Annotated in this window: 34 protein-coding genes; 28 read left to right on the top strand and 6 right to left on the bottom strand. The window is 43.3% G+C overall.

Going from position 1 to position 25776, the window contains the following annotated elements:
* Nucleotides 1-66: 66 nt before the first annotated feature.
* From rph to VRUMOI_RS01310, 3 genes are all read left to right on the top strand, one after another.
* Nucleotides 67-795, top strand: coding sequence for a ribonuclease PH (rph, locus tag VRUMOI_RS01300; RefSeq protein ID WP_089139996.1), 729 nt, complete (start codon nucleotides 67-69; stop codon nucleotides 793-795).
* Between the two features lie 129 nt (nucleotides 796-924).
* A complete protein-coding gene (gene pyrE, locus VRUMOI_RS01305; protein ID WP_089139997.1) occupies nucleotides 925-1566 on the top strand; it encodes an orotate phosphoribosyltransferase in 642 nt (213 codons plus the stop codon).
* A 228-nt stretch (nucleotides 1567-1794) separates the two neighbouring features.
* Nucleotides 1795-3000: an aromatic amino acid transport family protein gene (locus VRUMOI_RS01310; protein ID WP_089139998.1), complete on the top strand. Its 1206-nt coding sequence runs from the start codon at nucleotides 1795-1797 to the stop codon at nucleotides 2998-3000.
* A 280-nt stretch (nucleotides 3001-3280) separates the two neighbouring features.
* On the opposite strand, the gene crp is transcribed toward VRUMOI_RS01310, so the two are convergent.
* The 5 genes from crp to VRUMOI_RS01340 all read right to left on the bottom strand — a co-directional run bounded on the left by crp (nucleotide 3281) and on the right by VRUMOI_RS01340 (nucleotide 7981).
* Nucleotides 3281-3913, bottom strand: a complete 633-nt coding sequence (crp, locus tag VRUMOI_RS01320) for a cAMP-activated global transcriptional regulator CRP (protein WP_089140000.1) — start codon at nucleotides 3911-3913, stop codon at nucleotides 3281-3283.
* Nucleotides 3914-4155: 242 nt separating this feature from the next.
* Nucleotides 4156-5025, bottom strand: coding sequence for a phosphoribulokinase (locus tag VRUMOI_RS01325; protein WP_089140001.1), 870 nt, complete (start codon nucleotides 5023-5025; stop codon nucleotides 4156-4158).
* Nucleotides 5026-5116: 91 nt separating this feature from the next.
* A complete protein-coding gene (locus VRUMOI_RS01330) occupies nucleotides 5117-5332 on the bottom strand; it encodes a YheU family protein (protein WP_089140002.1) in 216 nt (71 codons plus the stop codon).
* A gap of 280 nt (nucleotides 5333-5612) precedes the next feature.
* Nucleotides 5613-6077 (bottom strand): TIGR02444 family protein, encoded by a 465-nt coding sequence (locus VRUMOI_RS01335; RefSeq protein ID WP_089140003.1) that lies wholly within the window; start codon nucleotides 6075-6077, stop codon nucleotides 5613-5615.
* Nucleotides 6074-7981, bottom strand: coding sequence for an ABC transporter ATP-binding protein (locus tag VRUMOI_RS01340; RefSeq protein WP_089140004.1), 1908 nt, complete (start codon nucleotides 7979-7981; stop codon nucleotides 6074-6076). The genes VRUMOI_RS01335 and VRUMOI_RS01340 overlap by 4 nt, the downstream gene beginning before the upstream one ends.
* Before the next feature lie 262 nt (nucleotides 7982-8243).
* Between VRUMOI_RS01340 and kefG the strand changes: the two genes are divergently transcribed.
* From kefG to slyD, 4 genes are all read left to right on the top strand, one after another.
* A complete protein-coding gene (kefG, locus tag VRUMOI_RS01345; RefSeq protein WP_089140005.1) occupies nucleotides 8244-8840 on the top strand; it encodes a glutathione-regulated potassium-efflux system ancillary protein KefG in 597 nt (198 codons plus the stop codon).
* Nucleotides 8841-8854: 14 nt separating this feature from the next.
* Nucleotides 8855-10645 (top strand): glutathione-regulated potassium-efflux system protein KefB, encoded by a 1791-nt coding sequence (gene kefB / locus VRUMOI_RS01350; protein WP_089140006.1) that lies wholly within the window; start codon nucleotides 8855-8857, stop codon nucleotides 10643-10645.
* Nucleotides 10646-10675: 30 nt separating this feature from the next.
* The gene (locus VRUMOI_RS01355; protein ID WP_089140007.1) at nucleotides 10676-10876 is read left to right on the top strand and encodes a YheV family putative zinc ribbon protein; all 201 of its coding nucleotides are present in this window, start codon (nucleotides 10676-10678) and stop codon (nucleotides 10874-10876) included.
* Nucleotides 10877-11020: 144 nt separating this feature from the next.
* A complete protein-coding gene (slyD, locus tag VRUMOI_RS01360; protein WP_089140008.1) occupies nucleotides 11021-11587 on the top strand; it encodes a peptidylprolyl isomerase in 567 nt (188 codons plus the stop codon).
* A 73-nt stretch (nucleotides 11588-11660) separates the two neighbouring features.
* Here slyD and VRUMOI_RS01365 read toward each other — a convergent pair whose 3' ends face one another.
* Complete coding sequence (locus VRUMOI_RS01365) at nucleotides 11661-11891, bottom strand: SlyX family protein (protein ID WP_089140009.1); 231 nt, start codon at nucleotides 11889-11891, stop codon at nucleotides 11661-11663.
* 374 nt (nucleotides 11892-12265) lie between these two features.
* On the opposite strand from VRUMOI_RS01365, the gene fkpA reads away from it, so the two are divergent.
* From fkpA to rplN, 21 genes are all read left to right on the top strand, one after another.
* Nucleotides 12266-13066 (top strand): FKBP-type peptidyl-prolyl cis-trans isomerase, encoded by an 801-nt coding sequence (gene fkpA, locus VRUMOI_RS01370; protein ID WP_089140010.1) that lies wholly within the window; start codon nucleotides 12266-12268, stop codon nucleotides 13064-13066.
* Nucleotides 13067-13334: 268 nt separating this feature from the next.
* Complete coding sequence (locus tag VRUMOI_RS01375) at nucleotides 13335-14015, top strand: helix-turn-helix transcriptional regulator (RefSeq protein WP_394608142.1); 681 nt, start codon at nucleotides 13335-13337, stop codon at nucleotides 14013-14015.
* 26 nt (nucleotides 14016-14041) lie between these two features.
* Nucleotides 14042-14431: a sulfurtransferase complex subunit TusD gene (tusD, locus tag VRUMOI_RS01380; RefSeq protein ID WP_089140083.1), complete on the top strand. Its 390-nt coding sequence runs from the start codon at nucleotides 14042-14044 to the stop codon at nucleotides 14429-14431.
* On the top strand, nucleotides 14431-14784 hold the full coding sequence (tusC, locus tag VRUMOI_RS01385) for a sulfurtransferase complex subunit TusC (RefSeq protein WP_089140011.1): 354 nt from the start codon (nucleotides 14431-14433) through the stop codon (nucleotides 14782-14784). The genes tusD and tusC overlap by 1 nt, the downstream gene beginning before the upstream one ends.
* Before the next feature lie 14 nt (nucleotides 14785-14798).
* Nucleotides 14799-15080: a sulfurtransferase complex subunit TusB gene (tusB, locus tag VRUMOI_RS01390; protein ID WP_089140012.1), complete on the top strand. Its 282-nt coding sequence runs from the start codon at nucleotides 14799-14801 to the stop codon at nucleotides 15078-15080.
* 187 nt (nucleotides 15081-15267) lie between these two features.
* A complete protein-coding gene (rpsL, locus tag VRUMOI_RS01395) occupies nucleotides 15268-15642 on the top strand; it encodes a 30S ribosomal protein S12 (RefSeq protein ID WP_004399892.1) in 375 nt (124 codons plus the stop codon).
* Nucleotides 15643-15754: 112 nt separating this feature from the next.
* Nucleotides 15755-16225: a 30S ribosomal protein S7 gene (gene rpsG / locus VRUMOI_RS01400; RefSeq protein WP_045957025.1), complete on the top strand. Its 471-nt coding sequence runs from the start codon at nucleotides 15755-15757 to the stop codon at nucleotides 16223-16225.
* 149 nt (nucleotides 16226-16374) lie between these two features.
* On the top strand, nucleotides 16375-18471 hold the full coding sequence (gene fusA / locus VRUMOI_RS01405; RefSeq protein ID WP_089140013.1) for an elongation factor G: 2097 nt from the start codon (nucleotides 16375-16377) through the stop codon (nucleotides 18469-18471).
* Nucleotides 18472-18621: 150 nt separating this feature from the next.
* On the top strand, nucleotides 18622-19806 hold the full coding sequence (gene tuf / locus VRUMOI_RS01410; RefSeq protein ID WP_089137635.1) for an elongation factor Tu: 1185 nt from the start codon (nucleotides 18622-18624) through the stop codon (nucleotides 19804-19806).
* 488 nt (nucleotides 19807-20294) lie between these two features.
* The gene (rpsJ, locus tag VRUMOI_RS01415; RefSeq protein WP_086982059.1) at nucleotides 20295-20606 is read left to right on the top strand and encodes a 30S ribosomal protein S10; all 312 of its coding nucleotides are present in this window, start codon (nucleotides 20295-20297) and stop codon (nucleotides 20604-20606) included.
* A gap of 13 nt (nucleotides 20607-20619) precedes the next feature.
* Nucleotides 20620-21249, top strand: a complete 630-nt coding sequence (gene rplC / locus VRUMOI_RS01420; protein WP_017026394.1) for a 50S ribosomal protein L3 — start codon at nucleotides 20620-20622, stop codon at nucleotides 21247-21249.
* A gap of 16 nt (nucleotides 21250-21265) precedes the next feature.
* Nucleotides 21266-21868, top strand: coding sequence for a 50S ribosomal protein L4 (rplD, locus tag VRUMOI_RS01425; protein WP_027697926.1), 603 nt, complete (start codon nucleotides 21266-21268; stop codon nucleotides 21866-21868).
* Complete coding sequence (rplW, locus tag VRUMOI_RS01430) at nucleotides 21865-22167, top strand: 50S ribosomal protein L23 (protein ID WP_017026392.1); 303 nt, start codon at nucleotides 21865-21867, stop codon at nucleotides 22165-22167. Before rplD ends, rplW begins: the two co-directional genes overlap by 4 nt.
* 15 nt (nucleotides 22168-22182) lie before the next feature.
* The gene (rplB, locus tag VRUMOI_RS01435) at nucleotides 22183-23007 is read left to right on the top strand and encodes a 50S ribosomal protein L2 (RefSeq protein ID WP_089140014.1); all 825 of its coding nucleotides are present in this window, start codon (nucleotides 22183-22185) and stop codon (nucleotides 23005-23007) included.
* Nucleotides 23008-23026: 19 nt separating this feature from the next.
* Nucleotides 23027-23305: a 30S ribosomal protein S19 gene (gene rpsS / locus VRUMOI_RS01440; RefSeq protein ID WP_004398469.1), complete on the top strand. Its 279-nt coding sequence runs from the start codon at nucleotides 23027-23029 to the stop codon at nucleotides 23303-23305.
* Nucleotides 23306-23315: 10 nt separating this feature from the next.
* Nucleotides 23316-23648 (top strand): 50S ribosomal protein L22, encoded by a 333-nt coding sequence (gene rplV, locus VRUMOI_RS01445; protein WP_027697924.1) that lies wholly within the window; start codon nucleotides 23316-23318, stop codon nucleotides 23646-23648.
* Between the two features lie 20 nt (nucleotides 23649-23668).
* Nucleotides 23669-24370, top strand: a complete 702-nt coding sequence (gene rpsC / locus VRUMOI_RS01450) for a 30S ribosomal protein S3 (protein ID WP_017026389.1) — start codon at nucleotides 23669-23671, stop codon at nucleotides 24368-24370.
* 11 nt (nucleotides 24371-24381) lie between these two features.
* Complete coding sequence (gene rplP / locus VRUMOI_RS01455; RefSeq protein ID WP_017026388.1) at nucleotides 24382-24792, top strand: 50S ribosomal protein L16; 411 nt, start codon at nucleotides 24382-24384, stop codon at nucleotides 24790-24792.
* Entirely contained in the window at nucleotides 24792-24983 is a 192-nt protein-coding gene (gene rpmC / locus VRUMOI_RS01460) for a 50S ribosomal protein L29 (protein WP_017026387.1), read from the top strand. Before rplP ends, rpmC begins: the two co-directional genes overlap by 1 nt.
* Entirely contained in the window at nucleotides 24983-25237 is a 255-nt protein-coding gene (gene rpsQ, locus VRUMOI_RS01465) for a 30S ribosomal protein S17 (protein ID WP_089140015.1), read from the top strand. The genes rpmC and rpsQ overlap by 1 nt, the downstream gene beginning before the upstream one ends.
* Before the next feature lie 165 nt (nucleotides 25238-25402).
* Complete coding sequence (gene rplN, locus VRUMOI_RS01470; RefSeq protein WP_017026385.1) at nucleotides 25403-25774, top strand: 50S ribosomal protein L14; 372 nt, start codon at nucleotides 25403-25405, stop codon at nucleotides 25772-25774.
* Nucleotides 25775-25776 lie beyond the last annotated feature (2 nt).

Below are 25776 nucleotides of genomic sequence, written 5' to 3' on the forward strand. Positions count from 1 at the left end.
ATCGCTTTTTAACGTTAAGCTCGTTATACTCTTGCCCCAATTCTATCGCTAATCAGGTATTTCTTTATGTCTTCAACTTTACGCCCAAATGATCGCGCTGCTGATCAAGTTCGTCCGATTAAAATGACTCGTAACTATACGGCTTATGCTGAAGGTTCAGTATTGGTTGAGTTTGGTAACACCAAGGTGTTGTGTAATGCCAGTGTTGAAGAAAAAGTACCGGGTTGGTTAAAAGGCCGTGGTAAAGGTTGGGTAACTGCTGAATACGGTATGCTGCCACGTGCAACCCATACTCGTAACCGTCGTGAAGCTGCCAGTGGTAAACAAGGCGGCCGTACTATGGAAATCCAACGTCTGATAGCTCGTAGCCTACGTGCGGTCGTCGATTTAGAGGTACTCGGCGAAATGATGATCACCGTTGATTGTGATGTGATTCAAGCGGATGGCGGCACACGTACCGCTTCTATTTCTGGTGCAAGTGTTGCCTTGGCTGATGCGATTCAATCATTAATGGCTTCTGGTAAATTGAAGAAGAACCCGATGAAAGGTCACGTTGCTGCGGTTTCAGTGGGTATTCTAGGTGAGCACGCGTTATGCGATTTAGAGTATGTGGAAGATTCTGCTGCCGATACCGATATGAACGTGGTGATGACCGAAGAAGGTAAGATGATTGAAGTGCAAGGCACCGCCGAGGGCGAAGCGTTCTCTCGTCAAGAATTGAATCAGTTACTGGATTTAGCCGAGAAAGGCATTAACGATATTATCGCGGTCCAGAAAGCCACTCTGGCGGAATAGTTTGTTTTTATAGCTCCTCATTGAGGGGCTATTTTTTTGAGTACAATTTGAGTCTGTTACAGCTGAAATTGAAGATGAAACCCTCTAGGGACTAGACACTAGAAACTAGGGACCAAATAGAGATATTTTATGAAAGCATATCAACGTGAATTTATTGAGTTTGCCCTTGAGAAACAAGTTCTTAAATTTGGCGAGTTTACTTTAAAGTCTGGCCGTACTAGTCCGTATTTCTTTAATGCGGGTTTGTTTAATACTGGTCGTGATCTTGCGCGCTTAGGTCGCTTTTATGCGGCAGCTTTGGCTGATTCTGGTATTGAATTTGATGTGTTATTTGGCCCTGCGTACAAAGGCATTCCGATTGCAACGACGACAGCAGTAGCACTTGCCGATCATCACGATATCGATACGCCTTATTGTTTTAACCGCAAAGAAGCCAAAGATCATGGCGAAGGCGGTAATCTGGTGGGTAACCCGTTAGAAGGTCGCATTATGCTGGTGGATGATGTGATCACAGCCGGTACCGCGATTCGTGAATCGATGGAAATCATTAAAGCCAATGGCGCTGATCTAGCAGGCGTTTTAGTGGCCATCGATCGCCAAGAAAAAGGCAAAGGTGAGTTATCGGCGATTCAAGAAGTAGAACGAGATTTTGGTTGTGCAGTGATTTCGATCATTAGCCTCGGCGATCTTGTGACGTACCTTGAAGAGCAAGGTGGTAATGCTGAGCAGCTTGAATCGGTAAAAGCATACCGTGCGCAATACGGCATTTAAGCTTTATTATTTCAATCTTTGAAAGCCAATGATGTCAAAACCTGGAGGGAATCTCTCTCTGGGTTTATTTTTATTTACATGTGTAATTATTTTTATACACACCAATAAAACCCCATTCCAAGTCAATTTTGTCGAATGTTTAATCAATATCTCGACTTTTCACCTCGATTTACTTCTGATAAATGGTAATGTGTCAGCTAAATATTCCACTAGGTAAAAGACACACTCATGAGTAACTCAAAGGTTTTTGGCAGTACTTTGATTATTGCTGGCACTACGATTGGCGCAGGTATGTTGGCCTTGCCAATTGCTTCGGCAGGCTTAGGTTTTAGCACTTCTTTAATCATTATGATTGGGATGTGGGCGTTAATGGCCTATACCGCATTGCTCATGTTAGAGCTGCACCAACATGCTGATTACGATGCCACTCTACACACGTTAGCGAAACAATTTTTGGGTGACAAAGGAAAATGGGTGGCGACTTTTGCCATGCTCTTTCTTTTCTATGCACTGTGTGCCGCTTACATCGCGGGCGGTGGTGGTCAGTTTAATGAAAAATTACATAACTGGTTTGCTATTGATGTATCTAATGGTATCGGTACGTTGATTTTCACCATCATTATTGCTGCGATTGTGACGTTTGGTACCTCATCGGTCGACCGCGTTAACCGAGTTTTATTTACCTGCAAGCTCATTGCGATGGCCGTGATGTTGTTCTTCTTAACGCCCAATATTCAAGCGGTTCATCTACTTAATATGCCATTAGAGAAAGGCTTGATTATTGCTGCATTGCCTGTGATTTTTACCTCTTTTGGTTTTCACGGTAGCATCCCTGCGGTGGTGCGTTATTTGAACCTTGATATGCAAGCATTGAAAAAGGTGATGGTTTTCGGTTCTTTACTACCGCTAGTCGTCTACATCTTATGGCAGCTGGCCACGCTCGGTGTGGTTGAACAAGCCACGCTTTCACAAGCGGGTGATGTTACCGCTTTAGTGGGCACGCTTTCACAAGTGATTCATAGCTCGGTGATTTCACAAGTCGTTTCTGTCTTTGCCGACTTGGCGTTAATCACTTCCTTCCTTGGTGTGAGTTTAGGCTTATTTGAATTTTTAGGTGACAGCTTAAATAAGAATCAAAGCAAAGGTGGCCGTGTTGGTATTGCACTAGTGACATTTGTACCACCGTTATGTTTTGCGCTGTTCTACCCACAAGGTTTTATTATGGCCTTAGGTTATGCAGCGATTGCGTTAGCGATTTTAGCCATTTTATTACCGGTTGCGATGGTGATGCGTTCTCGAGTCCTAAACCAAGAGACTCAGTCGTTTACCGTTTCCGGTGGAACGCCAGCCTTAATGCTAACACTTGCCGTTGGTGTGGTGATTATTTCAGTTCAAGTTATGATCAGCCTTGGGATGTTGCCGGCAATAGGGTAATTTCGATATTCGTGTCTAGGACGCTAGGCTCGGGAGCTGAAAGAATTATTGACATTAGTTTGTCTCGCTGCACAATCTTCTCGGCTCTCGGCTCTCGGCTCTCGGCTCTCGGCTCTCGGCTCTCGGCTCTCGGCTCTCGGCTCTCGGCTCTCGGCTCTCATCTTTTTCGATCCACAAGCAGCGTAGCGCCCGAATAACGAAACTCGAATACTAAAAAAGCCACTGAACTTATCATTCAGTGGCTTTTAATTTTGTAACTCTGCTAAACGCGATGTAATGCTTAACGCGTGCCGTAAACCACGATGGTTTTACCGTGGGCAGAAATCAAGTTTTGCTCTTCTAGCATCTTCAAGATACGGCCAACCGTTTCACGTGAACAACCTACAATTTGACCAATCTCTTGACGAGTGATCTTAATTTGCATGCCGTCTGGGTGCGTCATTGCATCAGGTTGTTTCGCTAGGTTTAGTAGCGTTTGAGCGATACGACCGGTTACGTCTAGGAATGCTAAGTCACCTACTTTTTGGCTAGTGATTTGCAGACGTTTTGCCATTTGTGCAGAAAGACGCATCAAAATATCTGGGTTAACTTGGATAAGTTGACGGAATTTCTTGAATGAGATTTCAGCAACTTCACAAGGTGATTTGGCTCGAACCCAAGCAGTACGCTCTTGGTCTTCTTCAAATAGGCCTAATTCACCAATGAAGTCACCTTGGTTCAAGTAAGACAAAATCATTTCTTTGCCTTCTTCATCCTTGATTAATACAGCCACGGACCCTTTTACGATGTAATAAAGGGTTTCTGCTTTCTCGCCTGCGTGAATCAAAGTACTTTTTGATGGGTACTTATGGATGTGACAATGCGATAGAAACCACTTTAATGTTGGGTCAGTTTGAGGTTTACCTAGAACCATAATTTGTTACTTCCTCTACAAGGCTTGCTCAGTTTTGAGTCATTCATCCTGAGACCGGCTAAACTGGTCAAATAGAATAGGTGTTAATTGTTATAGCTACAAACTTTGTTGCAGTCGCCCTTCAATACTACCCCTTTCTAGAGCGGATTTCTTGACTTTGATCGGCTAAGTGTGGGGTTTTAGGGGATTAAACCGTGTTCAATGTCACAGAGTCGGCACTAAGTGTGTTCTGAGTAACACTTTTAGGCGATTTTTCCTGTTTCGATTAATTGATGGAGTAGCGGCTGAATAATTAATTCCATCGCAAAACTCATCTTACCGCCCGGCACAACAAGTGTGTTATGACGTGACATGAATGAACCTTCAATCATTGCGAGCAGATATGGGAAGTCAACATTCTTAATTCCACGCAATCGGATCACCACAAAGCTTTCATCCAAACTCGGTATGCCTTTGGCATTAAGCGGATTGGATGTATCAACGGTGGGTACACGTTGGAAGTTAATGTGAGTGCGGGAGAATTGTGGCGTGATGTAATTTAAGTAATCGTCCATTGAGCGCACAATTGAATCCATCACCGCTTCACGTGAATGTCCACGGTCTCGAGTATCACGGACGAATTTTTGAATCCATTCAAGGTTAACAATCGGCACCATGCCAATCAAAAAATCCACATGTTTGGAGACATTAACATCACCATCGACCACCCCACCATGTAAGCCTTCATAAAAAAGAACATCGGTATTTTCAGGTAGGTCCTGCCATGGTGTGAAAGTGCCAGGCATTTGATTGTAAGGAACGGCTTCATCAAAGCTGTGTAAGTAGCGACGAACTTTACCCGTACCTTCTTTGCCAAATTGATGGAAAAAATTAGCTAGAGCGGGAAAGTCATTCGCTTCAGGGCCAAAGTAACTGATGTGTTTACCTTGCTCTTTGGCTTTACGGATCGCGACATCCATTTCTGGGCGTGTATAGCGATGGAAGCTATCGCCTTCAACCCAAGAGGCTTTGATGCCCATCATATTGAACATTTTTCTGAAGGTTTCTGAGGTGGTGGTCGTTCCTGCACCTGATGAACCCGTTACTGCAATAATGGGATGCTTTGCCGACATGATAATCCTTTCTTTCGACTTAAATATTGAGAGATAGTGTAGATGAATGATCCACAAGAATAAATAGCGGCACCATTTGACCGCTTTTTCACTAGCTCAACTCATTGATGGATTTGATATCGACGCTCTCATGCAGTTCAGAGAAAACAATCGCGACACTGCCTGATTTTAGTTGTCCCTTCACTTGTTTGATCTTGGTTTCAAGCGAGGTTTCTTGCATACCGTAATCGGTACCTTCACGTAGGATAAACTCTTTGATTAAGTTATCGAGTGTATCAGGATCGATGTCTTGCCATGGAATGATCATTTATGAGCTCCAGAAAACCACAGATTCTAAAGAATTGCAGTTGAGGTTAAATAGGTTGGCGATAGCCAAGTGGCATGGTGAAGTCAGCAGCGTTATCGCCCAAGTAAGGATGATTATCTACCCAAACACTAGAGGTGGTGCCTTAGCGGTACGCTTTTAGTGTTCCTTTGTCCTAACCCAATGCATCACCGATTTTAATTGGTAGACCCATTGCTTGTAGGGTGATGAAACTGGCCAGAAGTAAGGGAATATATTTTGTAGATGGCATGAAGATTAGCCTTTAATTTTCTATCTTATAAAAAATGGCTGACAGGTGTGGCGCGCCTAGTTTTTGACAATAAAGATGAGTCATTGGTTGGCTCGTTCTTGATGATAGATCAAGATGATTAATACAATGAACAAGATCGGATTGTTGTTGGCGTTCTAATTGTAATTCAAATTGCAGTGATTCACGATAAAGTGTATCAGGTAAGTGAGGTTTGGCTTTGCGGCGGTAATCTCGAAATTGTTGCAATAGGGTTTCAGTTCGCTCAATCGCGTTATCTAATTGTTCCCATTGCTGTTCAGAAAGGCTCAATTCATGTTCATCGAGCCATTTTAATAATAAGACTAAGTTAACCTTGCCTTTATGCCGGTTCTGTAAAACTAAGCAAGCTTCTTTTATTTCACGCACGCCGTAATGTTGCAAACTAAATTGCCATAAGCGTTCAAAAGTTAAAGGCAGAGGGTTATATTGCGTCATTATTGATTAAGAGATTCCAATTCTTCTTGCAAGGCCATCCATTCCATTTCAACGTCTTCTAACTGAGATTTACTGGAGGCTTGCAATGTTAATACTTCGGTAAGCTTAGCCTTATTTTCATCTTGGTAGAGAGAAACATCGCCAAGTTGTTCTTCAGCATCGGCTAATTGTGCGCTCAGTTTGTCCATTTTTACTTCGAGTTGTGTCAGTTTTTTGCGAATTGGTGCACTTTGTTTACGTAATTCTGCTTCAAGTCGCTTTTGTTCTTTACGGGCTGCGGCGCTATTTTGACTTGGTTCCGTCGTGCTATCAGGCTGTGCGTCTTTTTTATCTTGCTTTTGTTGTTCGGTAAGCCATTTGTAGTAATCCCCTAAATCACCATCAAATGGCACGACTTGTTTGGCGTCGACCAGGTATAAATCATCGGTGGTAGCACGGAGTAAATAGCGGTCGTGACTGACGATGACCATCGCACCTTCAAAGGTTTGTAGTGCCATGGTTAAGGCTTGACGCATATCTAGATCAAGGTGGTTAGTGGGTTCATCGAGCAAAAGTAAATTCGGTTTTTGCCAAACGACTAAGGCGAGAACGAGGCGCGCTTTTTCACCACCTGAAAATGGTGCGACTTTATCGAGCGCTTTCTCACCGACAAAGCCAAAGCTGCCTAAGTAATCACGTAGTTGCTGCTCTGTATGATTGGGCGCTATCTGCATCATGTGTTGTAAAGGGGTTTCTTCAGGATGCAAGGTTTCCAATTGGTGCTGAGCAAAGTAACCAATTTTCACGCCTTGAGAGTAGGTTAAATCACCACTTTGTGGATTGAGTTCGCCGGAAAGCAATTTAATAAGCGTCGATTTACCCGCGCCATTACGACCAAGTAGGCCAATACGGCTACCCGGAACGAGATTTAATCGAATATGTTCTAGTATTAAGTTATCACCGTAACCTGCCGATACTTGATCCATCATCATGATTGGGTTCGGCAGAGCTGCAGGTTCTCTAAATTCAAAGCTAAATGGGTTATCAAACTGTGCGGGGAGCACTTTTTCCATTTTCTCTAGTGCTTTAATTCGGCTTTGGGCTTGACGAGCTTTAGAGGCTTTGTAGCGAAAACGATCAATATAGCTTTGCATGTGCGACATTTGTTTTTGCTGCTTGGAATACATCGCTTGTTGCTGCATTAACTTTTGCGCACGTTGATTTTCAAATGATGAATAATTACCGGTGTATTCGTTGAGTTGTTGATTTTCAACATGAATAATGCGGCCCACGATGGGATCAAGAAAATCACGGTCGTGCGAAATTAAGATTAATGTGCCAGGGTAGTTTTGTAGCCATTTTTCTAACCACAATACGGCATCTAAATCTAAGTGGTTGGTGGGCTCATCGAGCAGGAGTAAATCCGAGCGACAAAGTAGGGCTTGAGCAAGGTTCAAACGCATGCGCCAACCACCAGAGAATTGGGTTAGGCTCCATTGCATTTGTTCTTGACTAAATCCGAGGCCATTTAATAATTCTGCGGCGCGAGATTTGATGGTGTACCCACCAACCGTTTCGAGTTTGCCGTGTAACTCAGCCACTAAGGTACCGTTGTCGGCTTGTTCCGCTGCTGCAAGATCTTGCTCTAATTGACGATATTCACGATCGCCATCAATCACATAGTCTAAAGCGGCACGCTCTAAAGCTGGCGTTTCCTGAGCAATCCAAGCCAGTTCCCAATGTGCGGGCATTTGGAAATTACCAGCATCAATGGATAATTCATTTTTCAGTAAAGCAAATAGCGTAGACTTACCACAGCCATTTTTCCCCACTAGGCCGACTTTATCGCCAGGATGAATAGTGGCTGAAGCTTGTTCTAAAAGTGGCTTACCACCACGAAGTAATTGAATGTCTGAAAATGTAATCATAGAAGTCTTATTTTAGGCATGAAAAATCAGAAAATGCAGCGGCTTGAATATTAGGCGTTTCAAGGATAAATGTCGATTATTATACGATTTACGATATGATGATTTTATCCCTTTGCTTTATCGCGATGAAGATTGACTGAATCGGTTTTGGGCGTTTCAATCGTTTAAGGGGTAGGCAATCAGGAGGTTACTTGCCTAAAGCTTAGAGACAAGGTTTTTATATCTTGTTTGAATAGAGAGTCATCGATGTCAGGGAGTCAGGATGTCCGATATAAACCAGCATGTAAGCACGCCAACTCAAAGTGACGATAACTGCGCACAATCACCGCGCGTTTTAGTTATTTATGCTCACCCCGATCCCGATAATTCCATTGCTAACCAAATGCTATTGAAGGCAGCTCATGGCTTGCCTCATGTCACCGTGCATGATTTATATGCCTGTTATCCTGATTTCTTTATTGATGTGGCTTCAGAGCACCGTTTGTTGCTGGAGCACGATGTGATTGTCTTTCAGCACCCGATGTTTATGTATTCATGCCCAGCCTTAATGAAAGAATGGATGGATACGGTATTAGGGAAAGGGTTTGCCTTTGGGAAAGGGCGAGCATTAAAAGACAAATACTGGCGTAGTGTGATCACAACGGGAGGGTCGAAAGAGGCCTTTTCGGCTCAAGGGTATAATCAATATCCTTTGGAACAAATTTTGCAGCCTTTTGAGTTAACCGCAAAACTGTGTCAGATGCATTGGGTTGAACCTTTGGTTCTTTATTGGGCAAGAAATGTAGCGCAAGCGGTGCGTGTTGAACATGCGCAAACGTATCGCTCCTGGTTGTTGAATCCACTGAAAGATAGTCAATAGTACAAGGAAGGATTATGGCATCAACAATTGATTTCTTAGAAAGCGGCGTGGTATTTCTTGCCGCCGCGGTTGTCGCGGTTCCTTTAGCGCAACGTTTAGGTTTAGGCTCGGTGTTGGGGTATTTATTGGCGGGTATAGTGATTGGTCCTTGGGGGATGGGATTGATTAGCGATGTTGATAGCGTGATGCACTTTTCTGAACTTGGGGTGGTGTTATTACTGTTTCTGATTGGCCTTGAGTTAAACCCCAAAAAACTCTGGCAAATGCGTATGCCGATTCTTGGATTGGGCGGTGCGCAAGTGGTCGTAACAACCTTGGTTATTTCGGTTATTACCAATACGTTTGGCATGAGTTGGCAAAATAGCTTAGTGATAGGGATGGGGTTAGCACTTTCTTCGACGGCAATTGCACTACGAGTGATCGAAGAACAAGGCTTGGCAGGAACCGAAACGGGTCAGTCTGGTTTTGCGGTTTTACTGTTTCAAGATATTGCCGTGATCCCAATGTTGGCGGTACTTCCTCTATTAGCTGGTAATGTTGGCGGTGATTGGCTCGACGCCGTTTGGATGATTGGTGGTGTGGTGGGGCTATTAGTCGGCGGTCATTATTTATTGCGTCCGATTTTTCGTTATGTAGTGATGAGCCGGGTACGTGAACTGTTCACGGTGGCGGCGCTGCTGTTGGTGATTGGTATCTCCGTTATCATGCAACAACTTGGGTTATCGATGGCGCTTGGCACATTTTTGGCGGGCGTACTGTTGGCCGAAAGTGAATATCGTCATGAATTAGAAAGCGCGATCGAACCATTCAAAGGTTTGTTGCTGGGTTTGTTTTTTATGTCAGTAGGCATGGCGGTGAATCTTGGGTTACTGACTTTGTATCCCATTAAAATTTTGGCGGCGGTCGTCGCGTTGGTCACCATAAAAGGCTTTATTCTTTACTTGTTGGCTCGTTTGATGGGCACTCGAGCAAAAGCCCGTAGCCGTATGGCGGCAATTTTAAGCCAAGGTGGTGAGTTCGCTTTCGTATTATTCACAGCGGCGAAAGGTCATGGCTTACTTGGCGCAGAGGTGAGCTCATTCTTATTAGTTGTGGTGAGTTTATCTATGATGACCACCCCCTTGATTTTATTAGCCCAACAAAAATGGTTTAACCGTACGATTAACGATACGGAGAGTATGCAATCGGATGTAGTGAATGAAGAGCCCAAAGTGATCATTGCGGGTTTTGGTCGTTTTGGCCAAGTTGTGGGGCGTTTGCTGTATGCCAATAAGATCCGTATCACGGTATTAGAAAGTGATGCGAGTCAAATTCAATTATTACGCAAATTTGGCTACAAAGTGTATTACGGTGATGCAACTCAACTTGATTTGTTACGTGCAGCTGGCGCCGAACAAGCAGAGGCGATTGCTATTTGTACGGACTCTCCTGATGAAGTATTGAAAATTGCAGAGTTGTGTAAACAGCATTTTCCTCATTTAAAGATATTGGCGCGTGCTCGTAGCCGGGTTGAAGCCTATCAATTGATGAATATTGGCGTGACGCTATTTTCTCGTGAAACCTTTTTAGGGGCATTAGATCTTGGGCGGCAAGTCTTGACGCAATTAGGTATGCATCCATACCAAGCGAAGCGGGCTGAAGCGCATTTTCGTAAGCTCGATACGACAATGTTAAAAGAGCTATTACCTCTGCACATGGAGGATAAAGATATGGGGATTCGAGCCAAGGAAGCACGTAAAGAATTAGAAGAAATTTTTGACCGAGAGATGGAAAGTGATCGCCAAGCTCAACAGCATTGGGATTAACTAAGCTCATGGCTATGAAATAGGACCGTTATGAAAACCAAGAAACGATTTATTGCCGGCGCTAAATGCCCGATGTGTAAACAAAGTGATAGTTTGCGTGTATGGGAAGAAAACCAAATTGAAGTAGTGGAGTGCGTTGAGTGTGATTATGTGGAGCAAAAGACGCCACAAGCAATAGAGCAGAGCGTGCACGGGACTGAGCAATTAATTGGTATTTTTAAACCAGAATAGGGTTGGCTAAGCGCCAGATCTTAATAAGATTTGTAAAATAATCCATTAATATCGATTGAAATCTGCTTAGCTTATCCCCATTATCTTGCACATAAAGATTAAGTGCTCACACATTCTCACGCTTAATCTGAATTTGGAGCGAATATGAAAATTGAAAAAAACGTTGTTGTAAGCTTGGCGTATCAAGTAAAAGTTGAAGATGGTGTTGTCGTTGACCAATCAACGGTTGAAGCACCGTTAGATTACCTACACGGTCACAACAACCTGATTACTGGCCTAGAAAATGAGCTAGAAGGTAAAGTCGCTGGTGATAAATTCTCAGCAACGATTGCTCCAGAAGATGCTTACGGTGAGCACAATGAAGGTCTAGTTCAACGTGTTCCTGCTAACGTATTCCACGGTGTAGATGAAATTGAAGTGGGTATGCGTTTTCTAGCGGATACTGACCAAGGTCAAATCCCTGTAGAAATTACTGAAGTGGATGGCGATGAAGTTGTGGTTGACGGTAACCACATGCTTGCTGGTCAAACATTAACATTTGATGTTGAAGTTGTTGCCGTTCGTGCTGCGACAGAAGAAGAAATGGCTCACGGTCATGTACACCAAGCTGGTGGCCATGATCATGATCACGATGGCGACTGTTGTGGTCATGACCACGAAGAGAAAAAAGAAGGTTGTGATGGTAATGGCGGCTGTGGCTGCTCTCACTAATCTTTAAATAAAAAACGCCAGCGTCTAACGTTGGCGTTTTTTATTATGCAAACAATCAAAGCAACAGTGTGCACTAGTAATGAGGCGGTGGTGTTTCTTCTGATGCATCGGCTAAGTTAGAGGCATCTAGATTTTTCACTTTACCGACCACGAACTTCATTTGATCTTGTATGCGAGTGAGCTGCATTTGTTGCTGACTTAACGCATCATTTAGTTCGTTGATGGTTTGTTCTTGGAAGGCTACCTGACATTCTAGATCATCAATTCGTTGTTTTAATTCGTGGGTCATATTATCTGAATGCATGTTGTTCACTATTTGGTTATTCAATACAGGTCGTGATGAAACACGATCGTTTCAATATGGAGTGGCGGGATTATACCTGAAATATGCCACTCTGTTTATCATTGATTGAGTGAAATCATTCGGTGACAAATACAATACACTTCATATTTTATTAATATATTCACCAATAGTCAGGCTTATTTTATGGATAAAAATGAACTTTACTGAAAAAATACAGTCAGCTAACAATAGCTTAAATTAAGCCCGTGATAGTGTTAATGTACACCAATCGCATAGGGAGTTGCTTGGCTATAGAGCTACGACAGTTCTAAGATATTAATAAAATAAATTTTTATACATCATAACGATGGTTTGCCATCATGCTGGAGAATTTAATGAAATCGATTTTTAAAGTATCATTGCTTGCAGCCACTGTTTTACTTGCAGTTGGTTGTCAGAAAGAAGAATCAAAAGACGCACCACAAGCAGCAGCAAAAGCTGAACAAACTCAATCAGCGGCAGCTTCTACTCTATACAAAACGGATGACGAAAAAGCGGCATACGCAATTGGTGTTTCTTTCGCTAACTACTTAAATACTAGCATTGAGAAGCCAGCGGAAATCGGTATCAACCTAGATAAAGATATCGTGTTAAAAGGCATTGAAGACGTATTTGCTAATAAGGCAAGTATGACAGAAGAAGAAACTCATCAAGCACTTCAAGAACTTGATAAGCGCGTTTCTGAAAAAATGAAAGCGCAAGCCGCTGAAAAATCAGCAGCAGCGAAAAAAGCCGGTGATGATTTCCGCGCTGAGTTTGCTAAAGAAGATGGCGTGAAGAAAACTGAATCAGGTATTCTTTACAAAGTTGAGAAAGAAGGCGACGGCATTTCACCAAAAGCAACGGATACTGTTGTCGTGAACTACGAAGGTACATTGGTTGATGGTACTAAATTTGATAGTTCATACGATCGTAAAGAACCGGCTACTTTCCCACTTAACCGCGTAATTCCTGGCTGGACTGAAGCGGTACAGCTAATGAAAGTAGGTTCTAAATATAAAGTTGTGATCCCGCCAGAGCTTGCTTATGGTGAACAAGACACTCCAACTATTCCTGCTAACTCAACATTAGTATTTGAAATTGAGTTAATGTCAGTGAAATCAGCAGAAGCACCAAAGGCGCCAGCTGCTAAATAATTGACTGGATAGATTTGATTTAGGCTCATCAGTTTGATGGGCCTTTTTTACATCTAGCGTTTTATTTCAGGTTATTGCACAGAAAAAAGTCGGGCAATTATTTGTTCCAAATCATCATATTGAAGTTAGAACGGTGTCTCTTTCAAATTTTCTGATAAACTTACGTTAATTTGTTTAATTGTTCAGCAGTGTTTATAAACTGTTTTTTATCGGAGTAGAGGTGAGTGTGAGTCAATCTGAAGTTGTGCATTCTGAAGCATTATTGGAAATGGAGTCAGTTCATGTGATGCCCTTTACTGAGCACGATAAGATCATTCTTCACTCTTATGAAGCGGTGGTTGATGGATTAGCGAGCTTAATTGGCAACTATTGTGAAATCGTACTTCATTCTCTAGAAGACCTGAATACGTCAGCCATTAAAATTGCTAATGGTGAAAATACTGGGCGTCAAGTGGGGTCTCCCATTACCGATTTAGCATTGAAAATGTTGAAAGATATCGAAGGATCTCAGCGTAATTTTTCACGATCTTATTTCACTCGAGCGAAAGGTGGGGTATTGATGAAATCAATTACCATCGCAATTCGTAATGGTGATCAGCGAGTGATCGGGTTGTTATGTATCAACATCAATTTAGATGCTCCTTTTTCGCAAGTGCTTCATGCCTTTATGCCAACTGCAGAAGCCGAAGAAGCGGCTTCGTCGGTAAACTTTGCCAGTGATGTTGAAGAGCTGGTGGATCAAACAGTAGAGCGCACAATAGAAGAAATCAATGCTGATAAATCGGTGTCTAATAACACTAAAAATCGTCAAATTGTGATGGACTTGTATGACAAAGGAATCTTCGATATCAAGGATGCGATTAACCGTGTTGCAGAACGTTTAAATATCTCTAAACATACGGTTTACCTCTATATTCGCCAACGTAAAATTGAGGATGGCGAAAAGTGAGCCAATCTGTAACTGAGCCTGAAAAAATGCTGACTTATACTCTGGTTGTTAATGGTTCGGTCTACGGCAGCCAATCTGCTCGTAACGCTTATCTATTTGCTTGTGCATTGCTCGAAAAAGGTCATCAATTGGTAAGTGTGTTTTTCTATCAAGATGGGGTAAATAATGCTTCGAATTTGATACTGCCAGCTAATGATGAATTTGATCTGACGAAAGCATGGCAAGCATTAAGCTTTCAGCATGGTATTCGCCTCGAATCTTGTGTCGCCGCTTCATTACGCCGGGGCGTTGTGGACGACAATGAATCAAAAACACACGGCTTAACAAGCCGCAATGTAGCAGAAGGTTTTGAGCTGGCTGGCCTTGGTGGGCTAGCCGAAGCCATGTTGGTACAAGATAGGGTGGTACAGTTTTAATGCGATTAGGTTTTGTATTTCGTTCTTACCCTCATTCAAGTGCTAAGGGAAGAGAAGGGCTAGATGCTTTACTTGCAGCATCGGCTTATTGTGACGACATTGATGTGTTTTTTATCGGGGCAGGGATAACGCAACTGCTGAAAGAGCAACACCCAAGCAATATATTGTCGCGAGACTACATTGCGGCTTTTAAATTACTTGAACTCTACGATATTGAGAATGTTTTTGTGTGTCAGGCATCATTGCTTGATTATCAAATCACGCCAGAAAACTTACTCATCGAGACGACATTACTCAGTCATCAAGAAATAGCGAAAAAGCTACAACATTGCCATAAGATCATGACGTTTTAATTAGGATTGGTTCGATGCTACATATTATAAAAACACAATCAGGATTAGACGATGCGATCCCCTTGATCCAACCTGATGATGATATTTTACTGGTTGAAGATGCCGTCTATGCACTTTTTCGCCAATCTAGCCCACTTGTTGACTTGAAAGATCAAAAAGATCATTGTTGGGTGCTGAAAGAAGATTTATTGGCTCGTGGTTTAACGCTATCGACCCATGGTTGCTTTCAATGTATTGATTTTGAAGGTTTTGTTTTTCTTACCGAACAGCATTTTCAATCCATCACGTGGGATTAGATATCACTCACTGATGACTTTCTTCGTTGTTTAAGAAAAAAACTCAGTAGCAGGATTGTATATTTCTTGACACATCCCCCCTTGATGCATAAAATTTCGCGTCCTTATTTCTCGCTTCATCCAAATGTTGCTTGGAACTAGGATTAGATTTTTCACAAGCTTATTTTCGTAAATCAGGAGCTATTTAATGGCAACTATTAACCAGTTGGTACGCAAGCCACGTGCAAAGCAAGTTGTTAAAAGCAACGTGCCTGCGCTAGAAGCGTGTCCACAAAAACGTGGTGTATGTACTCGCGTATATACTACTACTCCTAAAAAACCGAACTCAGCATTACGTAAAGTATGTCGTGTTCGTTTAACTAACGGCTTTGAAGTTACTTCATACATCGGCGGTGAAGGTCACAACCTTCAAGAACACAGCGTTGTTCTAATCCGTGGTGGTCGTGTTAAAGATTTACCAGGTGTGCGTTACCACACCGTTCGCGGCGCTCTTGACTGTGCTGGCGTTAACGACCGTAAACAAGGTCGTTCTAAGTATGGTGTTAAACGTCCTAAGTCTTAATAGCTCTCTGTACTAACAGAACAGCGTTAAGTAAGGCCAAACACTAAATAATTGTATTTTGATAAAACTGAAAAGTTTTGGATAACCTGAAGAAGACAACGGAGAAACATCCATGCCACGTCGTCGCGTAATAGGCCAGCGTAAGATCCTTCCAGATCCTAAATTCAAATCTGAATTGCTGGCAAAATTTGTAAACATCCTTATGGTTGATGGTAAGAAATCAACTGCTGAAAAAATTGTTTACACTGCACTAGATACTATGGCTGAGAAATCTGGTAAAGATCACTTAGCTGTATTTGAAGAAGCTCTTGAAAATGTTCGTCCTGCGGTAGAAGTTAAATCTCGCCGTGTGGGTGGTTCAACTTACCAAGTACCTGTAGAAGTTCGTCCGGTTCGCCGTAACGCTCTTGCTATGCGTTGGTTAGTTGAAGCTGCGCGTAAGCGTGGTGAAAAATCTATGGCACAACGTCTTGCAGCAGAAATGCTAGACGCGTCAGAAAACAAAGGTACTGCTGTTAAGAAACGTGAAGACGTTCACCGCATGGCAGACGCGAACAAAGCGTTCGCACACTACCGTTGGTAATAACTTCTTTGCTCGCAAAGAAACAACGTTAGTTATACCTTCTGTGCTGCAGGATATCCTGCAGCACATTTTTACTATTTATCGATACTCAATTATATTGATGAATAGATTGAACTACCTAAGGGTTCCCTTAGTAAGAGGATACAATCGTGGCTCGTAAAACTCCTATTGAGCGCTACCGTAATATCGGTATTTGTGCGCACGTAGATGCAGGTAAAACAACCACAACTGAGCGTATTCTGTTCTACACAGGCCTTTCTCATAAAATTGGTGAAGTTCACGATGGTGCAGCAACCATGGACTGGATGGAGCAGGAGCAAGAGCGTGGTATTACTATCACATCTGCTGCTACAACTACCTTCTGGCGTGGTATGGAAGCTCAATTCGAAGAACATCGCGTCAATATCATTGATACCCCTGGACACGTTGACTTTACAATCGAAGTAGAGCGCTCTTTGCGTGTGCTTGATGGTGCAGTGGTTGTTTTTTGTGGATCATCTGGTGTTGAACCTCAGTCTGAAACTGTATGGCGTCAAGCGGACAAGTATCACGTACCTCGTTTGGTTTTCGTGAACAAAATGGACCGTGCCGGTGCAGATTTTTTACGCGTTGTTGAACAAATTAAAAATCGTCTTGGTGCAACTCCGGTTCCAATCCAATTGAATATTGGTGCAGAAGAAGAGTTTAAGGGTGTCATCGACCTTATCAAGATGAAAGCGATTAACTGGAATGAAGCCGATCAAGGCATGACCTTCACATATGAAGAAATTCCAGCTGATATGCAAGAACTTGCTGAAGAATGGCGTAGCCATTTAGTAGAAGCCGCTGCAGAAGCTTCTGAAGAGCTGATGGATAAGTATCTTGAAGGTGAAGAGTTGAGTGAAGCTGAAATCAAGCAAGCTCTACGTGCTCGTACTTTGAATAACGAGATTGTTCTTGCAACTTGTGGTTCAGCCTTTAAAAACAAAGGGGTTCAAGCAGTACTCGATGCTGTGATTGACTTCCTTCCATCGCCAACAGAAGTACCTGCAATTAAAGGTGTTGATGAGAATGATAATGAAGTCGAGCGTCATGCCGATGATAAAGAACCATTCTCAGCATTAGCCTTTAAAATTGCGACAGACCCATTTGTTGGGACGCTAACTTTCATGCGTGTGTATTCGGGAACCGTAAACTCGGGCGATACCGTTTATAACTCTGTGAAAGAAAAACGTGAGCGCTTTGGACGTATCGTTCAAATGCACTCCAACAAGCGTGAAGAAATTAAACAAGTTTTAGCGGGTGATATTGCCGCAGCGATCGGGCTTAAAGATGTGACAACAGGTGATACCCTATGTTCTCTTGACCATAAAGTGATCCTAGAGCGCATGGAATTCCCTGAGCCAGTGATTCAAATCGCTGTAGAGCCGCGTTCACAAGCTGACCAAGAAAAAATGAGTATTGCACTAGGTAAACTAGCTGCAGAAGATCCATCTTTCCGCGTGGAAACCGATGATGAAACTGGCCAAACCTTAATCTCAGGTATGGGTGAACTTCATTTAGACATTATTGTCGATCGTATGAAGCGTGAATTCAGTGTGGATTGCAACGTGGGTAAACCTCAAGTTGCGTACCGTGAAACCATTCGTGGTAAAACGGAAGTCGAAGGCAAATTTATTCGTCAATCTGGTGGTCGCGGGCAATACGGTCATGTATGGCTTAAACTTGAACCGTCAGAGCCGGGCGAAGGGTTTGTGTTTGTTGACGAAATCGTGGGTGGCGCTGTTCCTCGTGAATACATTAGCTCAGTGGCGAAAGGTATTGAAGAACAGATGAACAACGGTGTACTTGCCGGGTATCCTGTACTGGATGTGAAAGCAACCTTGTTCGATGGCTCATACCACGATGTCGATTCAAACGAGATGGCGTTTAAAATTGCTGGCTCAATGGCTTTCAAAAAAGGGGCATTAGAAGCGCAACCTGTGCTACTAGAACCTATGATGAAAGTAGAAGTAACTACCCCTGAAGATTGGATGGGGGATGTGGTTGGTGATCTTAACCGTCGCCGCGGCATCATTGAAGGAATGGATGAAGGCTACGGTGGCTTGAAAATTATTCGAGCGCAAGTACCATTATCTGTGATGTTTGGTTACGCAACTGACTTACGTTCTGCAACTCAAGGTCGTGCATCATACTCAATGGAGTTTTCCGAGTATGCTGAAGTACCGAAAAATGTTGCTGAAGCAATTATCGCAGAACGCGGTTAAGGTTGATTTGGTGATTGGTTTTATTGCTGATCGCCTTATTAAACAATGAATCTATTGCGTTGATGAAAATTGACGCATAAAATAGCAAATTCTGGCGCGTTTTGACGCAAACTTTGTCAAAGCGAATCATAACTAGGAAGGAACACGATTGTGTCTAAAGAAAAATTTGAACGTACGAAACCGCACGTAAACGTTGGTACTATCGGCCACGTTGACCACGGTAAAACAACTCTTACTGCTGCTATCTGTACTACACTTGCAAAAGTGTACGGCGGTGTAGCTAAAGACTTCGCATCTATCGATAACGCTCCAGAAGAGCGCGAGCGTGGTATCACAATCGCAACTTCTCACGTTGAGTACGATACTCCAGCACGTCACTACGCACACGTAGACTGCCCAGGACACGCCGATTATGTTAAAAACATGATCACTGGTGCTGCGCAAATGGACGGCGGTATCCTAGTAGTTGCTGCAACTGATGGTCCTATGCCACAAACTCGTGAGCACATCCTACTTGGTCGTCAGGTTGGTATCCCTTACATCATCGTATTCATGAACAAATGTGACATGGTTGATGATGAAGAGCTTCTTGAGCTAGTTGAAATGGAAGTTCGTGAACTTCTTTCTGAATACGATTACCCAGGTGATGATTTACCAGTAATCCAAGGTTCAGCTCTAGGCGCACTAAACGGCGAAGAGCAATGGGAAGCAAAAATCATTGAGCTTGCTGAAGCACTAGATTCTTACATCCCAGAGCCAGAGCGTGCAGTAGACCAACCGTTCCTACTACCAATTGAAGATGTATTCTCAATTCAAGGTCGTGGTACTGTTGTAACGGGTCGTATCGAGCGTGGTATCCTACGTGTAGGTGACGAAGTAGAAATCGTTGGTATCAAAGATACTACATTGACGACTTGTACTGGTGTTGAAATGTTCCGTAAACTGCTTGACGAAGGTCGTGCAGGTGAGAACGTTGGTGCACTTCTACGTGGTACTAAGCGTGATGACGTTGAACGTGGTCAAGTATTGGCTGCTAAAGGTTCAATCAACCCACATACAACTTTCGAATCAGAAGTATACGTACTTTCGAAAGATGAAGGTGGTCGTCATACTCCATTCTTCAAAGGTTACCGTCCACAGTTCTACTTCCGTACAACTGACGTAACTGGCGACATCCAACTACCAGAAGGTGTTGAGATGGTAATGCCTGGTGATAACGTACAAATGACAGTTACTCTAATCGCGCCAATCGCGATGGACGAAGGTCTACGTTTCGCTATCCGTGAAGGTGGCCGTACAGTTGGTGCTGGTGTTGTAGCGAAAGTTATCGCTTAATATCAGAAACAAATCTGTATAAAAAAGGGGAGCTTCGGCTTCCCTTTTTGTTGTTTATTCGCTACACATAACTAAAATCCTCTCGGCTCTCGGCTCTCGGCTCTCGGCTCTCGGCTCTCGGCTCTCGGCTCATTCTTTTTACGATTAATTTTCGAACACCACTTGCATACCATTTTGTGATCTGTATAATGCACGACTCTGGTTTAGCCAGTTGTGAACCAATGAGCAGCGAGGATTCGCGTCAGCACTTTTAATTTTTAAGAAATTATTCGGTGTCTGGCCATAATGTATACTCAGCTTATGTTCGCAGTTAATAAAATTAGTTATCTAGATACCTAGAAATAGCGAAATAGTTTCTGATGGAAATTAACTGACAATGTACCCAATAAGGGCACTACGGTTTCACATAAATCAATCGACATTCCTGCGAATTTACGCAGTTGAGTGGCGATATTGTTTGTGTAATTAATTAATTGGAGCTCTGTCTCATGCAGAACCAACGTATTCGTATCCGCCTAAAGGCTTTCGATTATCGTCTAATCGATCAGTCTACTGCGGAAATCGTTGAAACAGCAAAGCGCACCGGCGCACAGGTTCGTGGTCCGATTCCACTACCTACTCGTAAAGAGCGTTTCACTGTTCTTATTTCTCCTCACGTCAACAAAGACGCACGTGACCAGTACGAAATTCGTACTCACAAGCGTTTAATCGACATCGTTGAACCAACAGATAAAACTGTTGATGCATTGATGCGTTTAGATCTTGCTGCTGGCGTTGATGTTCAAATCAGCCTAGGTTAAGGGAGAAGAAATAATGATTGGTCTAGTCGGTCGTAAAGTGGGTATGACCCGCGTATTTACCGAAGAAGGCGTTTCTATCCCTGTAACAGTTGTTGAGGTTGAAGCGAACCGTGTTTCTCAAGTACGTACACTTGAAAACGACGGTTACTCTGCAATCCAAGTAACTGCAGGTGCTAAGAAAGCTAACCGTGTATCTAAGCCTGAAGCTGGTCACTTTGCGAAAGCAGGTGTTGAAGCAGGCCGCGGTCTTTGGGAATTCCGTTTAGAAAACGGTGAAGAGTTTGAAGTTGGCGCTGAGCTAAACGTAGAACTTTTCAATGAAATCAAAAAAGTAGACGTTACTGGTACATCTAAAGGTAAGGGTTTCCAAGGCGCAATTAAGCGTTGGAACTTCCGTACTCAAGATATGACTCACGGTAACTCTTTGTCTCACCGTGCTCCGGGTTCAATTGGCCAATGTCAAACTCCAGGTCGCGTGTTTAAAGGCAAAAAAATGGCTGGTCACATGGGTGCTGAGCGTGTAACGACTCAAAACCTAGAGATCGTACGTGTTGACGCTGAGCGCAATCTGCTTCTTATTAAAGGTGCAGTACCTGGTGCTATCGGTGGCAACGTAATCGTAAAACCAGCTGTTAAAGCATAACGTCTAGGAGTAAGTAATGGAATTGATGGTTAAAGGTGCTGATGCACTAACTGTTTCCGAGACTACTTTCGGACGTGAGTTTAACGAAGCTCTTGTACATCAAGTAGTTGTTGCGTATGCAGCAGGTGCTCGTCAAGGTACTCGTGCTCAAAAGACTCGTTCTGAAGTATCTGGTGGCGGCGCTAAACCATGGCGTCAAAAAGGTACTGGCCGTGCGCGTGCTGGTACAATCCGTAGCCCAATCTGGCGTACAGGTGGTGTTACTTTTGCTGCGAAACCACAAAATCACAGCCAAAAAGTAAACAAAAAAATGTACCGTGGTGCTATGAAAAGCATTCTTTCTGAATTAGTTCGTCAAGAGCGTTTAATCGTTGTTGATAACTTCTCAGTTGAAGCGCCAAAAACTAAAGACCTAGTTGCTAAGCTTAAAGATCTTGAGCTAAACGATGTATTAATCGTAACTAGCGAAGTAGACGAGAATCTATTCTTAGCTGCTCGTAACCTTTACAAAGTTGATGCACGTGACGTTGCTGGTATTGATCCAGTAAGTCTAATCGCATTTGACAAGGTTCTAATGACTGCAGACGCAGTTAAGCAAGTTGAGGAGATGCTGGCATGATCAGTGAAGAGCGTCTACTAAAAGTTCTACGTGCTCCGCACATCTCTGAAAAAGCGACAATGGCTGCTGAAAAAGCAAACACTATCGTTTTTAAAGTTGCTATCAATGCAACCAAGAAAGAGATCAAAGCAGCTGTAGAAAAGCTATTTGAAGTTGAAGTTAAGTCTGTAAATACCCTAGTTCTTAAGGGTAAGACCAAACGTCAAGGTATGCGTGAAGGCCGTCGTTCAGACGTGAAAAAAGCTTACGTTACGTTGAAAGAAGGTCAAGACCTTGACTTCGTTGGCGGTGCTGAGTAACAGGAGTAGTTAAAAATGGCTATTGTTAAGTGTAAGCCGACTTCCCCTGGTCGTCGCCACGTTGTTAAAGTAGTTAATGCTGACCTACATAAAGGTAAGCCTTACGCACCTCTTTTAGAGAAAAACTCTAAAAATGGTGGTCGTAACAATAACGGTCGTATTACAGTTCGTCACATTGGTGGTGGTCATAAACACCATTACCGTGTAATTGACTTTAAACGTACTAAAGACGGTATCCCAGCGAAAGTTGAGCGTCTTGAATACGATCCAAACCGTAGTGCAAACATTGCTTTAGTATTGTATGCAGACGGTGAACGTCGTTACATCATTGCACCTAAAGGCATTCAAGCTGGTGATGCGATCCAATCTGGTGTAGATGCGCCTATTAAAGCAGGTAACACCCTGCCGTTGCGTAACATCCCAGTTGGTTCAACTATTCACTGTATTGAACTTAAGCCTGGTAAAGGTGCACAGCTAGCTCGTTCAGCTGGCGCATATGCTCAACTTGTCGCTCGCGACGGTTCATATGTAACTCTACGCTTACGTTCTGGTGAGATGCGTAAAGTGTTATCTGAAGGCCGTGCAACTATCGGTGAAGTAGGTAACTCTGAGCACATGCTTCGTGAACTAGGTAAAGCTGGTGCTAACCGCTGGCGCGGTGTTCGTCCTACCGTTCGCGGTGTGGTAATGAACCCAGTAGACCACCCACACGGTGGTGGTGAAGGCCGTACTTCTGGTGGTCGTCACCCAGTTTCTCCTTGGGGTATGCCTACTAAGGGCTTCAAGACTCGTAAGAACAAACGCACTGACAAGTACATTGTACGTCGTCGTAACAAATAATCTATAAAGAGGAATCGCCATGCCACGTTCTCTCAAGAAAGGTCCTTTTATTGACCTACACTTGCTGAAGAAGGTAGAGAAAGCGGTGGAAAGCGGAGACAAAAAGCCTATTAAGACTTGGTCCCGTCGCTCAATGATCATTCCATCAATGATTGGTTTGACCATCGCTGTCCATAATGGTCGTCAACACGTTCCAGTATTCGTAACTGATGAAATGATCGGTCACAAACTGGGCGAATTTGCACCAACTCGTACCTATCGCGGCCATGCTGCAGATAAGAAAGCTAAGAAGAAATAAGGAGTAAATAATGGAAGCTATTGCTAAACATAACTTTGCTCGCATTTCTCCTCAGAAAGCTCGCTTAGTTGCAGACCAAATCCGTGGTAAATCAGTAGACCAAGCTCTTGAAATTTTAACTTTCAGCAACAAAAAAGCTGCTGAGTTAATTAAGAAAGTACTTGATTCTGCGATTGCAAATGCGGAACACAACGAAGGTGCAGATATCGACGATCTATCAGTCGCTAAAATCTTCGTAGATGAGGGCCCTATCATGAAGCGTATTATGCCTCGTGCTAAAGGCCGTGCGGATCGTATCTTGAAGCGTTCAAGCCACATCACTGTTGTTGTAGCAGATCGCTAAGAGACTAGGAGAGTAAGCAAATGGGTCAGAAAGTACATCCAAATGGTATTCGTCTTGGCATCGTTAAGCCTTGGAATGCTACATGGTTTGCTAATACCAACGAATTCGCTGACAACCTAGACGGCGACTTCAAGGTACGTCAGTTCTTAACGAAAGAACTGTCTAAAGCGTCTTTATCTCGCATCGTTATCGAGCGTCCTGCGAAGAGCATCCGTGTGACTATTCACACTGCTCGTCCAGGTGTTGTTATCGGTAAAAAAGGCGAAGACGTTGAGAAGCTACGCGCAGCTGTAGCTAAAATTGCAGGTGTACCAGCGCAAATTAACATTGCTGAAGTACGTAAGCCTGAGCTAGACGGTCAATTAGTGGCTGATAGCATCTCGTCTCAGCTAGAACGTCGTGTTATGTTCCGTCGTGCTATGAAGCGCGCAGTACAAAACGCAATGCGTCTAGGTGCTAAGGGTATTAAAGTAGAAGTAAGTGGTCGTTTAGGCGGCGCTGAAATCGCGCGTACTGAATGGTACCGTGAAGGCCGTGTGCCACTACATACCCTACGTGCTGATATTGATTACGCAACTTCTTCGGCTCACACTCAATATGGTGTGATCGGCGTTAAAGTTTGGATCTTCAAGGGTGAAATCCTTGGCGGTATGCCAGACGCTAACGCGGTAGAGCCAAAGGCTGATAAGCCTAAGAAGAAGCCACGTCAAAGCCGTAAGTAAGGAGTCGACTGATGCTACAACCTAAACGTACTAAATTCCGTAAGGTTATGACTGGTCGTAACCGCGGTCTAGCGAAAGGTACTGATGTAAGCTTCGGCGAATACGGCCTTAAAGCTGTTGGCCGTGGTCGCATTACTGCTCGTCAGATCGAAGCGGCTCGTCGTGCAATGACGCGTCACGTTAAGCGTCAAGGTCAAATCTGGATTCGTATTTTTCCAGACAAACCTATCACTGAAAAACCTCTTGAAGTTCGTCAAGGTAAAGGTAAGGGTAACGTAGAATATTGGGTTGCCCAAATCCAGCCTGGTAAAGTGATGTACGAGATGGGTGGTGTACCTGAAGAGTTGGCACGTGAAGCGTTCCGCTTAGCGGCACGTAAACTGCCTATAAAAACAACTTTTGTAACTAAGCAGGTGATGTGATGAAAGCACAAGACCTACGCGAAAAAAGCGTTGAAGAGCTTAACGCTGAGTTATTGAATTTGCTACGCGAACAGTTCAACTTGCGCATGCAAGCTGCAACTGGTCAGCTACAGCAAACTCATACTCTGAAAGCTGTACGCCGTGATATCGCACGTGTTAAGACTGTTTTGACTAGTAAGGCAGGCGCATAATGAGCGAAACAACTCGTACGACTCAAGGTCGTGTAATTAGCGATAAAATGGACAAGTCTATTGTTGTTGCTATCGAACGTTTTGTTAAACACCCAATTTATGGGAAGTTCATCAAACGTACGACAAAAGTACATGCACACGATGAAACCAACGAATGTGGCCTAGGCGACAAAGTTGAGATTCGTGAGTGTCGTCCTCTGTCTAAGACTAAGTCTTGGACATTGGTTAAAGTTCTAGAAAAAGCGAAAATTTAATTTTTCCTTATTTTTTAGGCTTTTAAAGCGGCTCCAAAGTTTTTTTTGGAGCCGTTTATTTTTTGACTACCTTTCTTCTAGAAACGGTGGTACAATTCGCAGCCCTTATAAAGAGGCAGCCCGACCCGTGATGGGTCTAGTTTTAATATTTAGCGGAGCACTAACATGATCCAAATGCAAAGTACACTGGACGCAGCGGATAACTCCGGCGCTCGCAGAGTAATGTGTATTAAGGTTCTGGGTGGCTCTCACCGCCGTTATGCACATATCGGAGATATCATCAAAGTTACTGTTAAGGAAGCAATTCCTCGCGGTAAAGTAAAAAAAGGTGATGTTCTGAAAGCGGTAGTGGTGCGCACCCGTAAAGGCGTTCGTCGTCCAGACGGTTCTGTCATTCGCTTCGACCGTAATGCTTGTGTGTTGTTGAATGACAATACTGAGCAACCAGTCGGTACACGTATCTTTGGTCCTGTGACTCGTGAGCTTCGTAATGCGAAATTCATGAAAATTGTGTCACTAGCACCTGAAGTTCTGTAAGG

Source organism: Vibrio rumoiensis, from assembly GCF_002218045.2.
GTDB lineage: Bacteria > Pseudomonadota > Gammaproteobacteria > Enterobacterales > Vibrionaceae > Vibrio > Vibrio rumoiensis.

Coding starts and splice junctions, on each gene's coding strand:
- rph (WP_089139996.1), top strand. CDS start 67: ATGTCTTCAACTTTACGCCCAAATGATCGCGCTGCTGATCAAGTTCGT.
- pyrE (WP_089139997.1), top strand. CDS start 925: ATGAAAGCATATCAACGTGAATTTATTGAGTTTGCCCTTGAGAAACAA.
- VRUMOI_RS01310 (WP_089139998.1), top strand. CDS start 1,795: ATGAGTAACTCAAAGGTTTTTGGCAGTACTTTGATTATTGCTGGCACT.
- crp (WP_089140000.1), bottom strand. CDS start 3,913: ATGGTTCTAGGTAAACCTCAAACTGACCCAACATTAAAGTGGTTTCTA.
- VRUMOI_RS01325 (WP_089140001.1), bottom strand. CDS start 5,025: ATGTCGGCAAAGCATCCCATTATTGCAGTAACGGGTTCATCAGGTGCA.
- VRUMOI_RS01330 (WP_089140002.1), bottom strand. CDS start 5,332: ATGATCATTCCATGGCAAGACATCGATCCTGATACACTCGATAACTTA.
- VRUMOI_RS01340 (WP_089140004.1), bottom strand. CDS start 7,981: ATGATTACATTTTCAGACATTCAATTACTTCGTGGTGGTAAGCCACTT.
- kefG (WP_089140005.1), top strand. CDS start 8,244: ATGTCCGATATAAACCAGCATGTAAGCACGCCAACTCAAAGTGACGAT.
- kefB (WP_089140006.1), top strand. CDS start 8,855: ATGGCATCAACAATTGATTTCTTAGAAAGCGGCGTGGTATTTCTTGCC.
- VRUMOI_RS01355 (WP_089140007.1), top strand. CDS start 10,676: ATGAAAACCAAGAAACGATTTATTGCCGGCGCTAAATGCCCGATGTGT.
- slyD (WP_089140008.1), top strand. CDS start 11,021: ATGAAAATTGAAAAAAACGTTGTTGTAAGCTTGGCGTATCAAGTAAAA.
- VRUMOI_RS01365 (WP_089140009.1), bottom strand. CDS start 11,891: ATGCATTCAGATAATATGACCCACGAATTAAAACAACGAATTGATGAT.
- fkpA (WP_089140010.1), top strand. CDS start 12,266: ATGAAATCGATTTTTAAAGTATCATTGCTTGCAGCCACTGTTTTACTT.
- VRUMOI_RS01375 (WP_394608142.1), top strand. CDS start 13,335: ATGGAGTCAGTTCATGTGATGCCCTTTACTGAGCACGATAAGATCATT.
- tusD (WP_089140083.1), top strand. CDS start 14,042: ATGCTGACTTATACTCTGGTTGTTAATGGTTCGGTCTACGGCAGCCAA.
- tusC (WP_089140011.1), top strand. CDS start 14,431: ATGCGATTAGGTTTTGTATTTCGTTCTTACCCTCATTCAAGTGCTAAG.
- tusB (WP_089140012.1), top strand. CDS start 14,799: ATGCTACATATTATAAAAACACAATCAGGATTAGACGATGCGATCCCC.
- rpsL (WP_004399892.1), top strand. CDS start 15,268: ATGGCAACTATTAACCAGTTGGTACGCAAGCCACGTGCAAAGCAAGTT.
- rpsG (WP_045957025.1), top strand. CDS start 15,755: ATGCCACGTCGTCGCGTAATAGGCCAGCGTAAGATCCTTCCAGATCCT.
- rpsJ (WP_086982059.1), top strand. CDS start 20,295: ATGCAGAACCAACGTATTCGTATCCGCCTAAAGGCTTTCGATTATCGT.
- rplC (WP_017026394.1), top strand. CDS start 20,620: ATGATTGGTCTAGTCGGTCGTAAAGTGGGTATGACCCGCGTATTTACC.
- rplD (WP_027697926.1), top strand. CDS start 21,266: ATGGAATTGATGGTTAAAGGTGCTGATGCACTAACTGTTTCCGAGACT.
- rplW (WP_017026392.1), top strand. CDS start 21,865: ATGATCAGTGAAGAGCGTCTACTAAAAGTTCTACGTGCTCCGCACATC.
- rplB (WP_089140014.1), top strand. CDS start 22,183: ATGGCTATTGTTAAGTGTAAGCCGACTTCCCCTGGTCGTCGCCACGTT.
- rpsS (WP_004398469.1), top strand. CDS start 23,027: ATGCCACGTTCTCTCAAGAAAGGTCCTTTTATTGACCTACACTTGCTG.
- rplV (WP_027697924.1), top strand. CDS start 23,316: ATGGAAGCTATTGCTAAACATAACTTTGCTCGCATTTCTCCTCAGAAA.
- rpsC (WP_017026389.1), top strand. CDS start 23,669: ATGGGTCAGAAAGTACATCCAAATGGTATTCGTCTTGGCATCGTTAAG.
- rplP (WP_017026388.1), top strand. CDS start 24,382: ATGCTACAACCTAAACGTACTAAATTCCGTAAGGTTATGACTGGTCGT.
- rpmC (WP_017026387.1), top strand. CDS start 24,792: ATGAAAGCACAAGACCTACGCGAAAAAAGCGTTGAAGAGCTTAACGCT.
- rpsQ (WP_089140015.1), top strand. CDS start 24,983: ATGAGCGAAACAACTCGTACGACTCAAGGTCGTGTAATTAGCGATAAA.
- rplN (WP_017026385.1), top strand. CDS start 25,403: ATGATCCAAATGCAAAGTACACTGGACGCAGCGGATAACTCCGGCGCT.